13 protein-coding genes are annotated in these 14,902 nt (G+C 61.2%); 3 read left to right on the forward strand and 10 right to left on the reverse strand.

What is annotated here, in order from left to right:
- Nucleotides 1–12 precede the first annotated feature (12 nt).
- The 3 genes from B5P46_RS07905 to B5P46_RS07915 are packed head-to-tail and all read right to left on the reverse strand — an operon-like array spanning nt 13 to nt 3,274.
- Nucleotides 13–1,440: a TRAP transporter large permease gene (locus tag B5P46_RS07905; protein ID WP_020047374.1), complete on the reverse strand. Its 1,428-nt coding sequence runs from the start codon at nt 1,438–1,440 to the stop codon at nt 13–15.
- Entirely contained in the window at nt 1,437–2,084 is a 648-nt protein-coding gene (locus B5P46_RS07910; RefSeq protein WP_011649261.1) for a TRAP transporter small permease subunit, read from the reverse strand. Before B5P46_RS07910 ends, B5P46_RS07905 begins: the two co-directional genes overlap by 4 nt.
- Before the next feature lie 59 nt (nt 2,085–2,143).
- Nucleotides 2,144–3,274 carry a TRAP transporter substrate-binding protein gene (locus tag B5P46_RS07915; RefSeq protein WP_129418195.1) on the reverse strand — a complete coding sequence of 377 codons (1,131 nt, stop codon included), beginning with the start codon at nt 3,272–3,274 and terminating at the stop codon, nt 2,144–2,146.
- A gap of 628 nt (nt 3,275–3,902) precedes the next feature.
- Here B5P46_RS07915 and B5P46_RS07920 point away from each other — a divergent pair.
- Together B5P46_RS07920 and B5P46_RS07925 are read left to right on the forward strand one after the other, a co-directional pair.
- Complete coding sequence (locus B5P46_RS07920; RefSeq protein ID WP_129418196.1) at nt 3,903–4,529, forward strand: class I SAM-dependent methyltransferase; 627 nt, start codon at nt 3,903–3,905, stop codon at nt 4,527–4,529.
- A gap of 373 nt (nt 4,530–4,902) precedes the next feature.
- Nucleotides 4,903–5,412: a nucleoside kinase gene (locus tag B5P46_RS07925; protein ID WP_129418197.1), complete on the forward strand. Its 510-nt coding sequence runs from the start codon at nt 4,903–4,905 to the stop codon at nt 5,410–5,412.
- Between the two features lie 25 nt (nt 5,413–5,437).
- On the opposite strand, the gene B5P46_RS07930 is transcribed toward B5P46_RS07925, so the two are convergent.
- From B5P46_RS07930 to thrC, 4 genes are read right to left on the reverse strand one after another with little or no spacing between them, the layout of a single operon-like run.
- Entirely contained in the window at nt 5,438–8,350 is a 2,913-nt protein-coding gene (locus tag B5P46_RS07930) for a sensor domain-containing phosphodiesterase (protein WP_129418198.1), read from the reverse strand.
- Entirely contained in the window at nt 8,347–8,961 is a 615-nt protein-coding gene (locus tag B5P46_RS07935) for a GNAT family N-acetyltransferase (RefSeq protein WP_129418199.1), read from the reverse strand. Before B5P46_RS07935 ends, B5P46_RS07930 begins: the two co-directional genes overlap by 4 nt.
- Before the next feature lie 29 nt (nt 8,962–8,990).
- Nucleotides 8,991–10,289: a M16 family metallopeptidase gene (locus tag B5P46_RS07940; protein WP_129418200.1), complete on the reverse strand. Its 1,299-nt coding sequence runs from the start codon at nt 10,287–10,289 to the stop codon at nt 8,991–8,993.
- A 3-nt stretch (nt 10,290–10,292) separates the two neighbouring features.
- Complete coding sequence (gene thrC / locus B5P46_RS07945; protein WP_129418201.1) at nt 10,293–11,717, reverse strand: threonine synthase; 1,425 nt, start codon at nt 11,715–11,717, stop codon at nt 10,293–10,295.
- Between the two features lie 275 nt (nt 11,718–11,992).
- Here thrC and B5P46_RS07950 point away from each other — a divergent pair, with 275 nt between their 5' ends.
- Nucleotides 11,993–12,640 carry a hypothetical protein gene (locus tag B5P46_RS07950; RefSeq protein WP_129418857.1) on the forward strand — a complete coding sequence of 216 codons (648 nt, stop codon included), beginning with the start codon at nt 11,993–11,995 and terminating at the stop codon, nt 12,638–12,640.
- A 151-nt stretch (nt 12,641–12,791) separates the two neighbouring features.
- On the opposite strand, the gene B5P46_RS07955 is transcribed toward B5P46_RS07950, so the two are convergent.
- The 3 genes from B5P46_RS07955 to B5P46_RS07965 form a co-directional block, all read right to left on the reverse strand.
- A complete protein-coding gene (locus tag B5P46_RS07955) occupies nt 12,792–13,223 on the reverse strand; it encodes a type II toxin-antitoxin system VapC family toxin (RefSeq protein ID WP_129418202.1) in 432 nt (143 codons plus the stop codon).
- On the reverse strand, nt 13,220–13,855 hold the full coding sequence (locus B5P46_RS07960; RefSeq protein WP_129418203.1) for a DUF433 domain-containing protein: 636 nt from the start codon (nt 13,853–13,855) through the stop codon (nt 13,220–13,222). The genes B5P46_RS07955 and B5P46_RS07960 overlap by 4 nt, the downstream gene beginning before the upstream one ends.
- Before the next feature lie 247 nt (nt 13,856–14,102).
- The gene (locus B5P46_RS07965) at nt 14,103–14,792 is read right to left on the reverse strand and encodes an HAD family hydrolase (RefSeq protein ID WP_003546036.1); all 690 of its coding nucleotides are present in this window, start codon (nt 14,790–14,792) and stop codon (nt 14,103–14,105) included.
- Nucleotides 14,793–14,902: the final 110 nt, after the last annotated feature.

A 14,902-nucleotide genomic window follows, 5' to 3' on the forward strand; every position in this document is an offset into this window, starting at 1 on the left:
CCAGACACTGCGTCATCTCTGTACTCCATAGAGTAGATTCGGCAGCATGTAGACGATGCTCGGGAACAGATAGATGACCACCATGCAGAGAATGACGATCAACATATACGGCATCATGCCGCGGAAGATGTCTGTCAGTTTGACATGCGGAGGCGAGACGCCCTTCAAGTAGTATGCCGACATCGCCATGGGTGGTGATAGGAAGGCCGTCTGCAGGTTGATTGCCACGAGGATACCGAAGAACAGCGGATCGATCCCGAAATGCGGCAGCAGCGGAATGAAGATCGGGATGAAGATGACGATGATTTCAGTCCATTCCAGAGGCCAGCCGAGAATGAAGATGATGATCTGGGCCAGGATCAGGAACATCAGCGGCGACATGTCCAGGCCGGTCACGAAGTCACTGATGAACTGTTGGCCGCCGAGATAGGCGAATACCGATGCGAAGGTCGCCGAACCGACGAACAACCAGCAGACCATCGCGGTCGTTCGCGCCGTCAGATACACCGACTCCTTCAGTCGCTGCCAGGTCAGCGCCCGATAGGCCGCAGCAAGCGCCAGTCCCCCCAATGCGCCGATTGCGGCGGCTTCCGACGGCGTTGCCAGGCCAAAGAGAATAGCACCCAGCACCGCAAGAATCAGAAAGGCGAGCGGCGCGAAGGATGTAAGCATCATCCAGGCGAGTTGGACCGGCGTGTGCTCGCCCACATCTTCTTTCGTTGGCCGCGGCGCCAGTTGCGGCTGCAGGATTGCTCGCACCACGACATAGATGAGATAAAACCCGGCCAGGGCGAGGCCGGGCAGGAGCGCCGCCGCATACATTCGGACAACCGAGATCCCGGAGGTGGCCGCATAGACGATCAGCAGGATGGAAGGCGGGATCAGGATCCCGAGCGTGCCGCCCGCGCAGATCACGCCCGTCGCGTAGCGCACGTCATACTTTGCCTTCAGCATCGCTGGTAGGGCGAGCAGTCCCATCAACGTCACCACGGCCCCGACGATGCCGGTTGCCGTGGCAAAGAGTGTGCAGGTGGCCAGGGCGGCGACCGCCATCGAGCCGGGCACCCGGCGCGTGACGCTGAATAGCGTCGAGAACAGCCGATCGACGATGTTGGCGCGCTCGACGATGTAGCCCATGAACAGGAACAGCGGGATAGCCGTCAGCACGTCGTTCTGGATGACCGAGTAGGTCTGGTTGACGAACAGATCGAAGATCCGGTTGTTGAAGAAACCGCCGATCCAGGTCTGCGCCAGTGTAAAGGCATCGCCGCCGGATTCGAGCGCGCGGTCATAGCCGCGCCACATGCGGCCGGCATCGTAATAGGCATAGTATCCGAAGCCGACACCCAGAGCCATCAAGGTGAACGCCACCGGGAAACCGAGGAAGATGGTGAGGATCAGGATGAGGAGCATCCCGACGGCGATATGTGCATCCGTCATTGAGCGTCCCGATCCCGTGGTTCACGTCCAGCGTCAAGTTCCCGCGACGGAAGGAAACCCTCGTCCTCGGACTTGAGCACGTCCAGGCTTTTTGTTTCCAGTAGTACCTTTTCCAGTTCTTCGACATCTTCGGCCTGCTTCGGCCATTCGCCCGTCCTTATGCAGAGAATGCAGCGGAAGACCTGCGCCACGCCCTGCAGGAACAGGAGAATGCCGGCGGCGACGATCACGGCCTTGAACTGGAAGATCGGCACACCGGCGGGACTGTTGGAACTGACCTCCAGGTAGCCCCAACTGCGTGCGGCATATTTCCAGCCCGAGAACACCAGCGCGGTTATACCGGGAAAGAAAAAGATGAAGTACAACACCAGTTCCAGCCTGGCCTGCGTGCGCGGTTTCCAGAGCCGGTAGATGAAGTCGCCGCGCACATGGCCATCACGCGAGAGGGTATACGCTCCCGCCATCATGAAGATCGTTCCATAGAGCATGTAGCTCAGATCGAAGGCCCAGGGGGTCGGCGCGCGAAAGAGGTAGCGTGCAACAACCTCATAGCCGACGCCGAAGGCCATGATGAGTATCCCCCACGCGAACACCTTGCCGAACCACGCCGACAAATCGTCGGCGAATGCAATGTAACGGAGCATGCAAGCGCCTCCCTAACCTCGATGAGGGACGAGGCCCGGAAATACCGGGCCTTCACCATCTATTTTCCGAGGTTCAATTTTCCGGGGAAATAGTGCTCATAGGCGAGTGCGAGATCGGCGGAGTTCATCAATTCGTAGTACACGACCCTCTCCACCCACTGCCGCTGACTGTCGAGTACCTTCTTCATGAACGCATCCGCTTCAAGCGTGGGGATGATCGCATCCCAGGCCTTCAGTTGCGCATCCAGAATTTCCTTTGGAGTGCGGTGCACGGTCACGCCATGTTCGGCCTGGAGTTTTCGAAGGTCGCTTGAATAGTTGTCCATCGCGGACGCTGTATTCGCCGTGCTTGCTGCCTCCACGCCATATTCCAGGATCGCCTGCAGATCGTCGGGAAGGTCGTCAAACACATCCTTGTTGAAGAGGAACTCGAAAGATTCGCTCGCTTGATGGTAGGACGACAGCATGTAGTTTTTGGCGACATCCTGCGAACCAAACCGTAGGTCAGAGGAGGGATTGTTGAACTCGAAGGCGTCGATGACACCTCGCTCCATTGCCGGCACGATCTCGCCGCCCGGAAGTTGAGCGACGCTCATGCCCATATTCTGCATGAGATCGGCGGCGAGCCCGACCGTGCGATATTTGAGGCCGTTGACGTCGTTCACGGTCGCGACCTGGTTCTTGAACCAGCCGAACGGCTGCGCGGGCATCGGGAAGCCATAGAAGCCGTAAAGATTCAGCCCCATGATGTCCTGGGTGAGTTCTCGGTAGAGATCCTTGCCGCCACCTTGATGGAACCATCCAAGCATGGTGGTTGCGCTGCCGCCAAATACCGGCCCGGTACCGAAGAGGGAAGCTGCCTTGTGCTTTCCGTACCAATAGACCGGAACGGTGTGGGCTGCGTCGATCACGCCATCGTTGACGCCGTCGAGCACCTGAAACGCGCCGACGACCGTACCGGCAGGCATTAGTTCGAACTTCAGGCGTCCGCCGGACATTCGTTCGACCCGTTCGACGTACTGGCGGGCAAAATCCATCCAGATGTCCGACGCGGGCCAGGATGTTTGCATTTTAATGACGGTGGGTGCCTGGGCCAGCACGGCCGGGGCGGCAAGAGCCCCAACTGCGGTTACTCCAACGAGCGTAGATGCTCCCAGCAACTCTCGACGCGATACTGCCTTTTTGTTCATTGTTCTTCCTCCCTGGATTGTTGTCGAATTCTCCCTGCATTTCCTGGTAGTCTGCTCAGTTGAAGAAGAGGGCTCCCAACCTCTTCGCGATCAGTATCAACAACTGATTGTTCTCATTTGTCAATTATGCACACTTTTTGCAATTCTGACAGACGTTCAAGTGTTGTTGATGACAGCTTGGGGCTGTGGTCCAACGGCCAAGGCACAGTACCGCTGCTCCGCGTTGTCCGGACTACCTCAGCTTAGAAAGAAAAAGCTGCTTTCGCCCGTCGACGATGAACTCGAGCCATGTGCTGAACTGGAACCATGTGCTCGTTCTTGATCGCCTTCGTCCCAAGTCGATGAAGCCGACGAGAGCCGACGTCCACACATGGCGCACAGATGTCGTCTCGTCAAACCAATGCTATGGCCGCTTTCGGGGAGCGGCAACAATTGCCTCTATGACCGAGAAGGAAGCGCATTGCCGCCCGGCAGCATTGGCTCGGTCGGTGGTGTCTCCGACCGCATTTCTGCTAAAGCTGGGAAGCAAATCGCCCGCGGTGTCACCAACTGCCGAAGTGTGAAGGGCGCAACGGGCTGATAGGCCTCTCGCTCATCAGGCCTCTTGTCTTGAAGGAGGAGCGCTAGGATGAGCACCGACCTGGATACCGTGCGGTCCTATGATACGGTCGCGGCGGAGTACGCTGCGGAGGCCGCGGCGATGCCCGAATGGGTCGCGACAGAGATCGATGCGTTCGTGACCGAGCTGGGCGGCTCGGGCAGGGTGCTGGAGATCGGAAGCGGTGGCGGGCGAGATGCACTTGAGCTTGAGAAGCGGGGAATGAGCGTCCGGCGCACCGACATTGCAAAGGGTTTCGTCGAACTGCTTCGCGAAAGTGGCTTCGAAGCCGACCTGTTGGACCCGTTGATCGAAGACTTGGCCGACCCGCAGCGTCCCGGCACGCCGTACGACGGGATCTGGGCCTGTGCCTGCCTGATTCATGTCGCGCGCGAGGATTTCGGTACGGTGCTTGGACGGCTTGCCGAGGCGACCCGGACCGGTGGCCGATTGCACGCCTCGGTTAGAGAGGGCGAAGGCGAGGATGTGTCCACACACGGCAGTGCTGCAGCGCCCCGGCGCTACGTCGAGACGTACTGGCGCGAGTCTGCCTTGCGCTCCGCACTGACAGACGCCGGCTGGATCGTCAGCGAGGTGCGTCGGTGCGTCGGAAAGCCCCATGATCGGTGGCTGAGCGTTCGGGCGAGTCGGGCGTGACGCACATAGAACTTGCGGGAACGGTCGATTGTGGCGCGACTATGAACTCCAGGTGGTCACCGCAATGTCGGGTTCCGGGCGAAGGCAAAGATCCCCTCTGTGGCCGACAAGGGGGCGCAAAGCAGCTCGGTCGAATTGTTCAGGCGAGAACATTCGCGCCGAGTAGTACGGCCCCGCTGGATGCGGGGCCGCACAATGTCAAATCTCGGTATGCTCCGCTAGTTCCAGCGCATCCTCAAAATCCCCCCTTCGGCCAAGGATTGGCCGCTCGGAAAACGTACGTGAGCAGTGAGAGGGGCCGTCATTTCTTTGGCGAAGCGTTCTTAGGTAGAGTGTCTTCTCACCAGATCGAAGTCCATGATAAGCGGCGCCTATGGGAATCAAGAACTATCTGATCGAAGGCGGTTCCGGCACTGGGAAAACGTCTGTCGCTACCGAACTGGAGCGGCGGGGCTACCATGTCGTCCATGGTGACCGGGTGTTGGCCTATGTCGGCGACCCCCAGACGGGCCAGGCACTCGCAGGACCACCCGAAGGCGCGGACCGCATCGTTTGGGGATACGCCCACTGGATCTGGCTTGTCGACAAGGTCCGCGCTATTGCTGCCGACACCACCCATCCTGCCACTTTCTTCTGTGGCGGCTCGCGCAATTTCCACAAATTCCTGGACCTGTTCGATAAGGTTTTCGTGCTCGACATAGACGTTGAGACCTTGAACCGACGACTGGATGGGCGGCCAAATGAGCCGGGCTTCGAGCCGGCCGAGCGGGCGCTGGTGCTCCGCTACCATCATACCCGGGAATATCTTCCCATCGGCATCAATATCGACACGGCGGGTACTGTCCCAAGTGTCGTCGACGATATCCTCGCTCAACTCACCTGACGACCGATGAGGTCGGCCGCTCCGCTCAAGCCCGTTTTGTCAGCGGAAACCGGTCGCGCAGCAGCCGCAGCACCGATTCCGAAGGGATCGGCGGGCCGAAAAGATAGCTCTGGCCGTAGTTGCAGCCCATCTTGGCGAGTTCGATCGCATCCTCGTTGGATTCGATCCCCTCCGCCACCACCTTCATGTCAAGCTCGCGCGCCATCGCGATCACCGACCGGAGCACGGTCGCCTTCTTGTCGCTGCTGTCGCGCACCAAGGCCTTGTCGAGCTTGATCGTGTCGAAGGGGAAGCGGGTGAGATAGGCAAGCGACGAATATCCGGTGCCGAAATCGTCGAGCGCCAGGCCGATGCCGGCTTCCTTCAGCTTCTGCAGCACCAGCCGGGCCTGTTCCGGATTTTCCATCACCATGGATTCCGTCAGTTCGAGCTTGAGGCGCGAGGGCTGGCAATGTGTCTTGGCGAGAACCGAACGGACATCGTCATAGAGCTCGTGGTTGAGAAGCTGGACGCTCGATAGGTTGATCGAGACGAAGATCGGCAGTTCGCCGGTCTGGTGCTGCCAGCTCATCAGATCGTTGGTCGCCTGTTCCAAGGCGAACATGCCGAGCGCGCCGACGATATCGGAGGCCTCGGCGATCGGAATGAATTCGGACGGCGGGATATTGCCGCGTTTGGGATGTTCCCAGCGCATCAGCGCCTCGAAACCGGCGACCTCGACATCCTCCAGCCTTGCGATCGGCTGGTAGACCATCGACAATTCCTTGCGCTCGATGGCGCGGCGCAGATCCGTTTCGAGCTGCAGCCGGTCGGTGCCGAACTCGCGGAAGGCCGGCTGGAACGGCTCGACGCGGTTGCCGCCGGCCCGTTTTGCCCGGTACATCGCAAGCTCGGCATCGCTGAGCAGGCCGGTGGCGCTCTCCTGCCGGTCGACCCAGGAGGCAAGCCCGACCGAGGCGGTCAGGATGATCTCGCGATTGGCGAAGTTGATCGGCACCATGATCGCCTTGCTGATCGCATCGGCAAAATCGGCGACCTTGGCCGGATTGTGCTCGGAAACCAGGATGAGGCCGAACTGGTCGCCGGCAAGCCGCGCCAGCGTGTCCTGCGGTTTCAAGAGCCGGCGCAGGCGCCGCGTCAGCGCGATGAGGATGTTGTCGCCGGCGGCAACGCCGAGCGAATCATTGACCAGCTTGTAGCGGTCGATGTCGATCACCATCACCGTCGGGCGCAGCGTGTCGCCGCCCGGCGCCAGCGCCAGCACCGACTGCAGCCGGTCGAGGAACACCTGCCGGTTCGGCAGGCCGGTCAGATTGTCGTGCAGCGCATCGTGCAGCAACCGTTCGACGGAATTCTTCTGTTCGGTCACGTCGACGATCGTGCCGACGCAGCGGATGATCTCGCCGTTCGAACCGAGCACCGGCCGGGCGCGGATCAACAGCCAGTGGAAATGCCCGTCCTCGGCGCGGATGCGGAACTCGTGGTTCAGCCGCCCGCGCCGGTGTTCGAGCAGCACGTCGAGCGTGGCGCGGAAGCGGTCGCGGTCGTCGGGATGCAGCCGCGGCAGCCAGTTGCGCGCCGCGCCATGCATGGCGCCCGGCGATAGGCCGAGCTTGATCGAGACATCGGGAATGGTGACGACGCGATCGCGCGCCACGTCCCAATCCCACACCATGTCGCCGGAGCCGGTCAGCGCCAGCGATTGCCGCTCGAGATCGGAAAACAGCCCTTGCTGGTAGGCGCCGCCGGCAAACGCGTGCTGCATGACGGTGAAGCCGATCAACAGCACGATGAGCACGAGGCCGCCGCCGAGTGCGGGCTGGATGATGTCGTTGTCGAGCCGTCCGGTGACCGTCAGCCACGCCCCGAACAGCCAGACCAGGATCAGCGCCCAGGCCGGCACCAAAAGGATGGCGCGGTCGTAGCGGTTGAAGCCGAGATAGATGATCAGCAGCAGCCCCATCGTCGCCGTCAGCGCGAAGGAAAGCCTGGCGATGCCGGCGGCGATCGACGGATCGTAGATCGCGACGCCAAAGAGCAGGGCGAGGCCAAGCACCCAGGCAAGCGTGGCGTAGCCGAGATGCGCATGCCAGCGGTTGAGGTTGAGATAGGTGAAGAGGAAGATGACGAAACTCGACGCCAGCGCCACCTCGGCGCAGGCGCGCCATATTCGCTGGTCCGCCGAGGCGACGCTGATCAGCTTGCCGAGAAAACCGAAATCGACGCAGATATAGCCGAGCACCGCCCAGGCGAGTGCTGCCGTCGCCGGCAGCATCGAGGTGCCTTTGACGACGAAGAGGATGGTCAGGAACACGGCGAGCAGGCCGGCAATGCCGAGCACGATGCCGCGATAGAGCGTAAAGGCGTTGATCGTGTCCTTGTAGGCGTTCGGTTCCCAGAGATAGATCTGCGGCAGTTCCGGCGTCGACAGTTCGGCGACGAAGGTTATGACGGCGCCGGGGTTCAGCGTGATGCGGAAGACGTCAGCCTCGTCGCTCGGCTGCCGATCGAGCGCAAAACCTTCGCTCGGCGTAATCGCGCTGATGCGCTGCGAGCCGAGATCCGGCCAGAAGAGCTTGGAATTGACCAGACGGAAATGCGGCGCGACGATGACGCGCTCGAGCTGTTCTTCCGAGACGTTGGCGAGCGCAAACACCGCCCAGTCGCCCTGATGGTTCTCCGAACTTGCCCTGACCTCGATGCGACGGCGGATGCCGTCGGCGCCGGCTGCCGTCGAAACCTGGAAAGCCTCGCCCTGGTTGACATAGATTTCGGTCGTCGCGGTCAGATCGAGGGCGGTATCGTCTCGGGAAATTTTTACCGGTTCGGCCGCCTGGGCAACGCCCGCCACGAAGGCGAAGGCCGCCAGAAAAAGGGCTGCGATCACCGCGATCACTCGTCCGGACGGTGACTTGGGCAGCATGCGGTCTCTTGTCATCGGCTGTCGGTTTTCCTGCCTTTATCCGTATCGGTGGCGAGACGTGAAAACATCACATGGTCATGCCACTGACCGTTGATCTTTAAATATCCGCGCAGATAGCCTTCCTGCTGAAACCCGGCTTTTTCAAGCAGACGGATGCTGCGCGCGTTATCTGGAATACAGGCTGCTTCGATACGGTGCAACTCAAGCCCGGCGAAGATGTAAGGAATAACCAATTGAAGAGCGGCGAACATATGCCCCTGGCCGGCATGGCGTTCGCCCATCCAGTAGCCGATCATGCAGCTTTGTGCCGCACCTCTTCTGATGTAGCCGATGGTGACGCCGCCCACGAGCGTCATGTCGCCTTTCAGGAAAATGAACAGCGGCACCGCCTGGCCCGAGGCATATTCCTGCTTGCCGCGGACGACGCGGGCGCGGTAGGCGCCCTCCGTCAGCTCGTCGCGCCGCCAGGTCGGCTCCCAGGGTTCCAGGAACTTGCGGCTTTCGGCGCGCAGCCGGTGCCACTGGTTGAAATCCTGGTAGCGCGGTAGGCGCAGGAAATATCTGTCGCTCTCCAGCTCCACCGCTTCCGGCTGCCGGTGCAGGAACCGAAAAACCGATTTTGGCATCGATCACTCCCGGCAGGACGGACGTCGGCTCAGCGGCTTGCCTGCAGCGTCTTCGACGCCGGGACCGAAAGCGAGGCTGTGATGTCTTCCATCGGCGCGAGCTGTTCCAACGGACCGATCGCCGAAAGCGTCGGCACCGTGTCATAGAACAGCCGGCCGGCAAGGTCGGTCAGCCGCTCGATGGTGATGCCTTCGAGCCGCTCCATCATCTCCGGATTGGAGATCGGCCGGCCGTAGAGCATCATTTGCCTGGCAATCTGGCCGGCGCGGGCAGCCGGGCTTTCGGCACCCATCAACAGCTGGGCGCGGATCTGGGCGCGGGCGCGCTCGATTTCCTTCTGGTGGATCGCATCGGCCGACTTGTGCAGCTCGTCGATGATGACCGGCACCAGCTCCGGCAGGTTTTCGCCGCCGGTTGCGGCATGAATGCCGAAGATGCCGGTGTCGGAAAAGCCCCAGTGGAAGGCATAGACCGAATAACACAGGCCGCGGAACTCGCGCACCTCCTGGAAGAGCCTGGAGGACATGCCGCCGCCAAGGATATTGGCGAGGATCTGCGAGCAGTAGAAATCGCGGGCGTGGTAGGGCTTGCCTTCGAAGCCGAGCAGGATCTGCGCGTCCATCAGGTCGCGCGGTTCGCGCACGCTGCCGCCGATATAACGCGCCGGTTCCATGACGGGCGGCGCGGAAGGGGCCGTCGGCAGGCTGGCGAAACGATCCTCGACCATGCGCAGGAATTCTTCATGCTCGACGGCGCCGGTGGCGACCACGAACATGCGGTCGGTCGTGTAGTTGCGGCCGAGATAGCTACGGATCTGCTGCGGCGTGAAGGAGACGACGGTCTCCGGCGTGCCGAGGATCGCCCGGCCGAGCGTCTGGTCGCGATAGGCGACCTCGGAGAACCGGTCGAACACCACGTCGTCGGGCGTGTCGTTGGCGGCGTTGATCTCCTGCAGGATCACCTGCTTCTCGCGCTCCAGCTCCTCTTCCTCGAAGGCCGATTCCGTCAGGATGTCGGCGAGGATATCGACGGCGAGCGGCACGTAGTCCTTGAGCACGCGGGCGTAATAGGAGGTCGTCTCGGTCGAGGTGGCGGCATTGACTTCACCGCCGACATCCTCGATTTCCTCGGCAATCTGGCGGGCCGTGCGGCGCGCCGTGCCCTTGAAGGCCATGTGTTCGAGCAGGTGAGCGATGCCGTGCTCGTTGTCCGTCTCGTTACGCGATCCCGATTTGATCCAGACTCCGAGCGCAACGCTTTCAAGATGCGGCATGGTCTCTGTGACTACTGTCAGCCCGGATTTCAGCCGGGTGCACTCAACTGTCATTGGCTATCTTTCTGCGCCTGCTGTCGTCTCGCCGCGGGCGTGCTTGCCGATAAAGGTTTCAACGGCTTTCAGCTCCGGTTTGATGATCTGGAAACGCTCCTCCCTTTGCATCAGATCAGCAAGCCACGTCGGAAGCGCCGGGTCAATACCGCAGGCGGATTTTACGGCGACCGGGAATTTCGCCGGATGCGCGGTCGAAAGCGTCACCATCGGCGTATTCGGCTTTTCTTTCTTGGCAGCGACGAAGACGCCGATCGCCGAATGTGGATCCAGCAGATAACCGGTCTCGGCATGGGTCTTGCGGATCGTCTCGGCGACCTGCTTCTCGCTGGCGCGCCCGGCGCGGAAGTCGCGGCGGATCGCCTTCAGTGCCTGCTCGCCAATCTCGAAGCCGTTGGATTGCTTGAGGCTTTCCATCGCCGCACGCACCTTCGAGGCGTCGCGGTCATAGGCTTCGAACAGCAGCCGTTCGAAGTTCGAGGAGATCTGGATGTCCATCGACGGCGAACTCGTCGTCTTGACCGCCTTCATGTCGTAGCGGCCGGTCTTCAGCGTCCGCGCCAGGATGTCATTCTCGTTGGTGGCGATCACCAGCCGGTCGATCGGCAGGCCCATGCGCTTGGCGCAGTAGCCGGCGAAGATATCGCCGAAATTGCCGGTCGGTACCGTGAACGAGATCTTCCGGTCCGGTCCGCCGAGTGCCACCGCCGCCGTGAAATAGTAGACGATCTGGGCCATGATGCGCGCCCAGTTGATCGAGTTGACCCCTGATAGACGAACCTTGTCGCGAAAGGCCACGTCGTTGAACATCGCCTTCACGAGGTTCTGGCAATCGTCGAAATTGCCCTCGACGGCAAGCGCATGCACATTCGGCGACGACGAGGTCGTCATCTGCCGCTGCTGCACCGGCGAGACCTTGCCATGCGGGAAGAGGATGAAGATGTCGGTGCGCTCGCGGCCGGCAAAGGCGTCGATCGCAGCCCCGCCGGTGTCGCCCGAGGTGGCGCCGACGATCGTCGCCCGCTCTCCGCGCTTTTCCAGCGCATAGTCCATCAGCCGGGCGAGCAGCTGCATCGCCACGTCCTTGAAGGCGAGCGTCGTGCCGTGGAACAGCTCCATGACGAAGCTGTTCGGCCCGGTCTGGACGAGCGGCGCGATCGCCGGGTGGCGGAAGGTGCCATAGGCCTCGTCGATCATCGCCCGGAAAGTGTCGTCGGGGATCTCGCCATTGGTGAAGGGCGACAGGATGGCAAAGGCGATCTCCTGATAGGTCTTGCCCCGCAGGGCGCGGATCTCTTTCTTGGAAAAACTCGGCCATTTGCGCGGAACATAGAGCCCGCCATCGCGCGCCAGCCCGGTCAAAAGGGCGTCGCAAAAGCCGAGGGAAGGGGCTTCGCCGCGGGTCGAGATATAATCCACGTTCGTCATCCTTGATCTATCGCTGGAGGAAATCCGGCTCACCGCAGCCGTGGCTCGGTCCGCCGGAAATCGGACCGGAAATTGGGCAGGCGCCGCCCTGCAGGCATGGCTTTGCAGGTATCCTGTTGAAGTTGCCTGCATCCGGCGGCGAAAAGTGCATCAAAACGGCGCTTACCCAATCGATTTTTGTTTGCGCCGCTGATATAGACCATCGCAAACCGTCATGAAAGGCCCTGCTGAAAAGACATGGGGCCTCCAAGAAACGCTTGTACAAGGGATGGAATATGGTGCTCGGCAAGGTCTCGCGTCTCATCGTCTCCGCATCTGTTCTTGCCCTGCTCACCGGTTGCAACTCGCTCGGCATAGGCGGCGACAGCAAGTCGTCGGCGCCGCCGACCCAGCCGAACGGCACCGCCCAGATCATGCCGCTGGCGCCCGCCAATCCGTCCTCGAACAATCCTTCGATCGGTACCGGCACGACGGCGCAGGGGACGGTCGCCCCCGTCGTCCAGGGCGCCTGCCCGCAGATCTTCATGCGTGACCAGGACGCGATCTTCCGCACCTATGCCAAGGGCAAGAAGGATGATCCGCAGCAGATCGTCTACCAGGCCTCCTTCGGCGACTACACCCGCCAGTGCACGCTGAACGACACGAACCTGACGATGACGGTCGTTGCCCAGCTCCGCCTGATCACCGGCCCGGCCGGCACGCCAGGCCCGCTGACGCTGCCGATCCGCATCTCCGTCGTCGATGGCGAGACCGTGCTCTATTCCGAGGTCACCAAATTCTCGACCGAGATCCCGCCGGGCGCGCCGGGCACACAGGTCATCTTCCGCAAGGACGGCATCAAGATGCCGGTCGGCTCCGGCGCCCTGGTGCGCGTCAATATCGGCTTCGACACCCAGCCGGCAAAGACCAAGAAGAGCAGCTGAAGCAATTTCAGGAAAAGTGCGCAGCGGTTTTCGGACGACATCCTGTTCTAAAGCATGTCGCGCAAAAGTGTGCAGCGGTTTTGCGCTAACGACATGCGTAAAAACAAAGACCTAAAGCGCAAGGAGCGAATCTGAAAGATTGCGACGCGCTTTAGGGCTCGATCCGCTCCGGGGGATCGGTGAACGGATTGAGCAGCCGCGCGCCGCGGCCCTCGAAATCTTTGATGTTGCGCGTGACAAGCACAAGGCGGTGAACGCGCGCAGTCGCTGCAAGGGCCAAATCCCAGCGGTCCTTGTTCTTGGCTCCGAGCAGGCGCGTCCATTCTTCCACAACCGTGGCATCCACCGGCAAAATCCGATCTGCAAACGCTTTCTCTAGGTTGGCAATTCCGCGAATGATAGCAGCGGCGCGTTCCGGGTCGCGCCGCTTGAGCATTTCAGCACCTCGGCGCTTCTCGAATAGTGTCGCTACGCTGAGGCGCAGTTCCGCGTCATCGACGCCGGCGATCCACTTGCGGACGTTGGCGTTCCCTCGCGGGCTGAACTCACGCAAGACATTCTCGTCCAGCAAGTAGCCGGTCACGGAATTATTCGCGGGCCTGCAACATCCGCTGCATCGTCGACTTCATCGAAGGCCCCAAGTTCGGCGAGGTCGGCGAGCGATCGCTTGAGACTGCGGGATGGATAGGGTCGCCCCCGCTTCGGATATGCTTTCGCGTATTCTGTAGCGGCCTCGACCTGCTCGCGGCTGAGGGAAGGAAAGTCCTCGACGATCTCCGCGACTGTCTGTCCGCGGGCAAGTGCTGCCACCATATGGACCGGAACTCGGGTAGCCTTTATCAGCGGTTCGCCACGCTCTATGTCTACCCACTCTCGCAGAGCTTTGAGGCGTTGAAGCCGAGTTTCGAGATCTGCATCTATCTTCCCTAGATCGAGCTCGATTTCCCCGAGACTGACGCGATGGGCGTCGAACGAGAGTTGACGGATCGCATCGTATAGTCTGCGACGGCCGGCAGGAGTTAGGTCCTTATCGAGGCCATCGGCGACGAGCAAAAACCGCATTTCTGCAGGGCCTAAAAGCCGTTGAACAACGCTGCCGACCTTGCGCTGGCGCGCACGGATAATACCTGTATCGACAGCCTTGTTGAGAGCGGTCGCGGACCGGTTCAGGACGTAACCGGCCTCGGTCAAAGTGAGAGCGTGGGCAGCAGGCATAAGCACTTCCTTGCTAATTGATCTCCAACATAGGGATGATTTAAGCGCCTAGCAAGGTAAGATCGAACGACAGCTTCATTGCCGTCCCCAATTCCGCGCCGATTGGCGCAGAGGTGCGAAACCCACTTCTCAGCTTCGTTTATTCAGGTTCTAGAACACCGATGTCAGCGGGGCCTGAAGCTGCCGCTGTCCCGATCAAAGTCGTCGTCGTCATAGTCGCCGATCGCGGCTCAAGGCTCGAAGCGCCTCAGAGAACGTTGTCCCATGCCGCCAGTGCGGCGACGACGCCGGGCAGGTCGTTCATGCGGGAGATTGCCGTTTCGGCGCCGGCATCCGTCAATTTATCGGCATGGGCGGGATAGCTGTGTGAGGCGCCGGTAAAGCCGATGACGCGCATGCCGGCGGCGCGCGCCGCGTGCACGCCGTGGACGGAATCCTCGACCACGACAACCTTGTCAGGCGAAACGCCCATCTGGCTTGCGCCGTGCAGGAAGATGTCGGGCTTCGGCTTGACGCGGTCGGGACCGAGATCCTTGGCGGAAAAGATGTTCGGCGCAAACAGCGGCTTCAGCCCGACCTTGCTCAGCATCATGTCGAGCCGCTTGGTGCTCGAATTCGAGCAGATGCAGCGCTTGATCGGCAGTCTGGAGACGGCGAATTCGACGCCTGGGATGGCCTGGACGTCCTGCGCCAGCCTGAGGTCGAGCATATGCTCCGACTTGTCGAGCAGGGAGGCCGAAAACGGGATGCTTGCCTCGCGCTCGATCTGCAGCAGGATGTTGCGCCACGTCATGCCGGCGAAGCGCTCGCCCATTTCCTCGGCGTCGATCGGATATCCGGCCTCTGTCAGAAGCGCGGATTCGACTTCCGCCGCGATGATTTCCGAATCGACGAGAACGCCGTCGCAGTCGAAGATGATGAGGTCGAAGCCGTCCATATGTTCACGCCTTGCTGAAAGTCTGGGCCTTGTCCGGGAATGCAGCGGCTTTACACGATGCCCGGCCAAAGCTCAACCTGATCTCAAGCATGGCAGCGATGCGGCATGCG

This window comes from Rhizobium leguminosarum (assembly GCF_004123835.1).
GTDB lineage: Bacteria > Pseudomonadota > Alphaproteobacteria > Rhizobiales > Rhizobiaceae > Rhizobium > Rhizobium leguminosarum_M.

Coding starts and splice junctions, on each gene's coding strand:
- B5P46_RS07925 (WP_129418197.1), top strand. CDS start 4,903: ATGGGAATCAAGAACTATCTGATCGAAGGCGGTTCCGGCACTGGGAAA.
- B5P46_RS07950 (WP_129418857.1), top strand. CDS start 11,993: ATGGTGCTCGGCAAGGTCTCGCGTCTCATCGTCTCCGCATCTGTTCTT.
- B5P46_RS07905 (WP_020047374.1), bottom strand. CDS start 1,440: ATGACGGATGCACATATCGCCGTCGGGATGCTCCTCATCCTGATCCTC.
- B5P46_RS07910 (WP_011649261.1), bottom strand. CDS start 2,084: ATGCTCCGTTACATTGCATTCGCCGACGATTTGTCGGCGTGGTTCGGC.
- B5P46_RS07935 (WP_129418199.1), bottom strand. CDS start 8,961: ATGCCAAAATCGGTTTTTCGGTTCCTGCACCGGCAGCCGGAAGCGGTG.
- B5P46_RS07915 (WP_129418195.1), bottom strand. CDS start 3,274: ATGAACAAAAAGGCAGTATCGCGTCGAGAGTTGCTGGGAGCATCTACG.
- thrC (WP_129418201.1), bottom strand. CDS start 11,717: ATGACGAACGTGGATTATATCTCGACCCGCGGCGAAGCCCCTTCCCTC.
- B5P46_RS07965 (WP_003546036.1), bottom strand. CDS start 14,792: ATGGACGGCTTCGACCTCATCATCTTCGACTGCGACGGCGTTCTCGTC.
- B5P46_RS07960 (WP_129418203.1), bottom strand. CDS start 13,855: ATGCCTGCTGCCCACGCTCTCACTTTGACCGAGGCCGGTTACGTCCTG.
- B5P46_RS07940 (WP_129418200.1), bottom strand. CDS start 10,289: ATGACAGTTGAGTGCACCCGGCTGAAATCCGGGCTGACAGTAGTCACA.
- B5P46_RS07930 (WP_129418198.1), bottom strand. CDS start 8,350: ATGACAAGAGACCGCATGCTGCCCAAGTCACCGTCCGGACGAGTGATC.
- B5P46_RS07920 (WP_129418196.1), top strand. CDS start 3,903: ATGAGCACCGACCTGGATACCGTGCGGTCCTATGATACGGTCGCGGCG.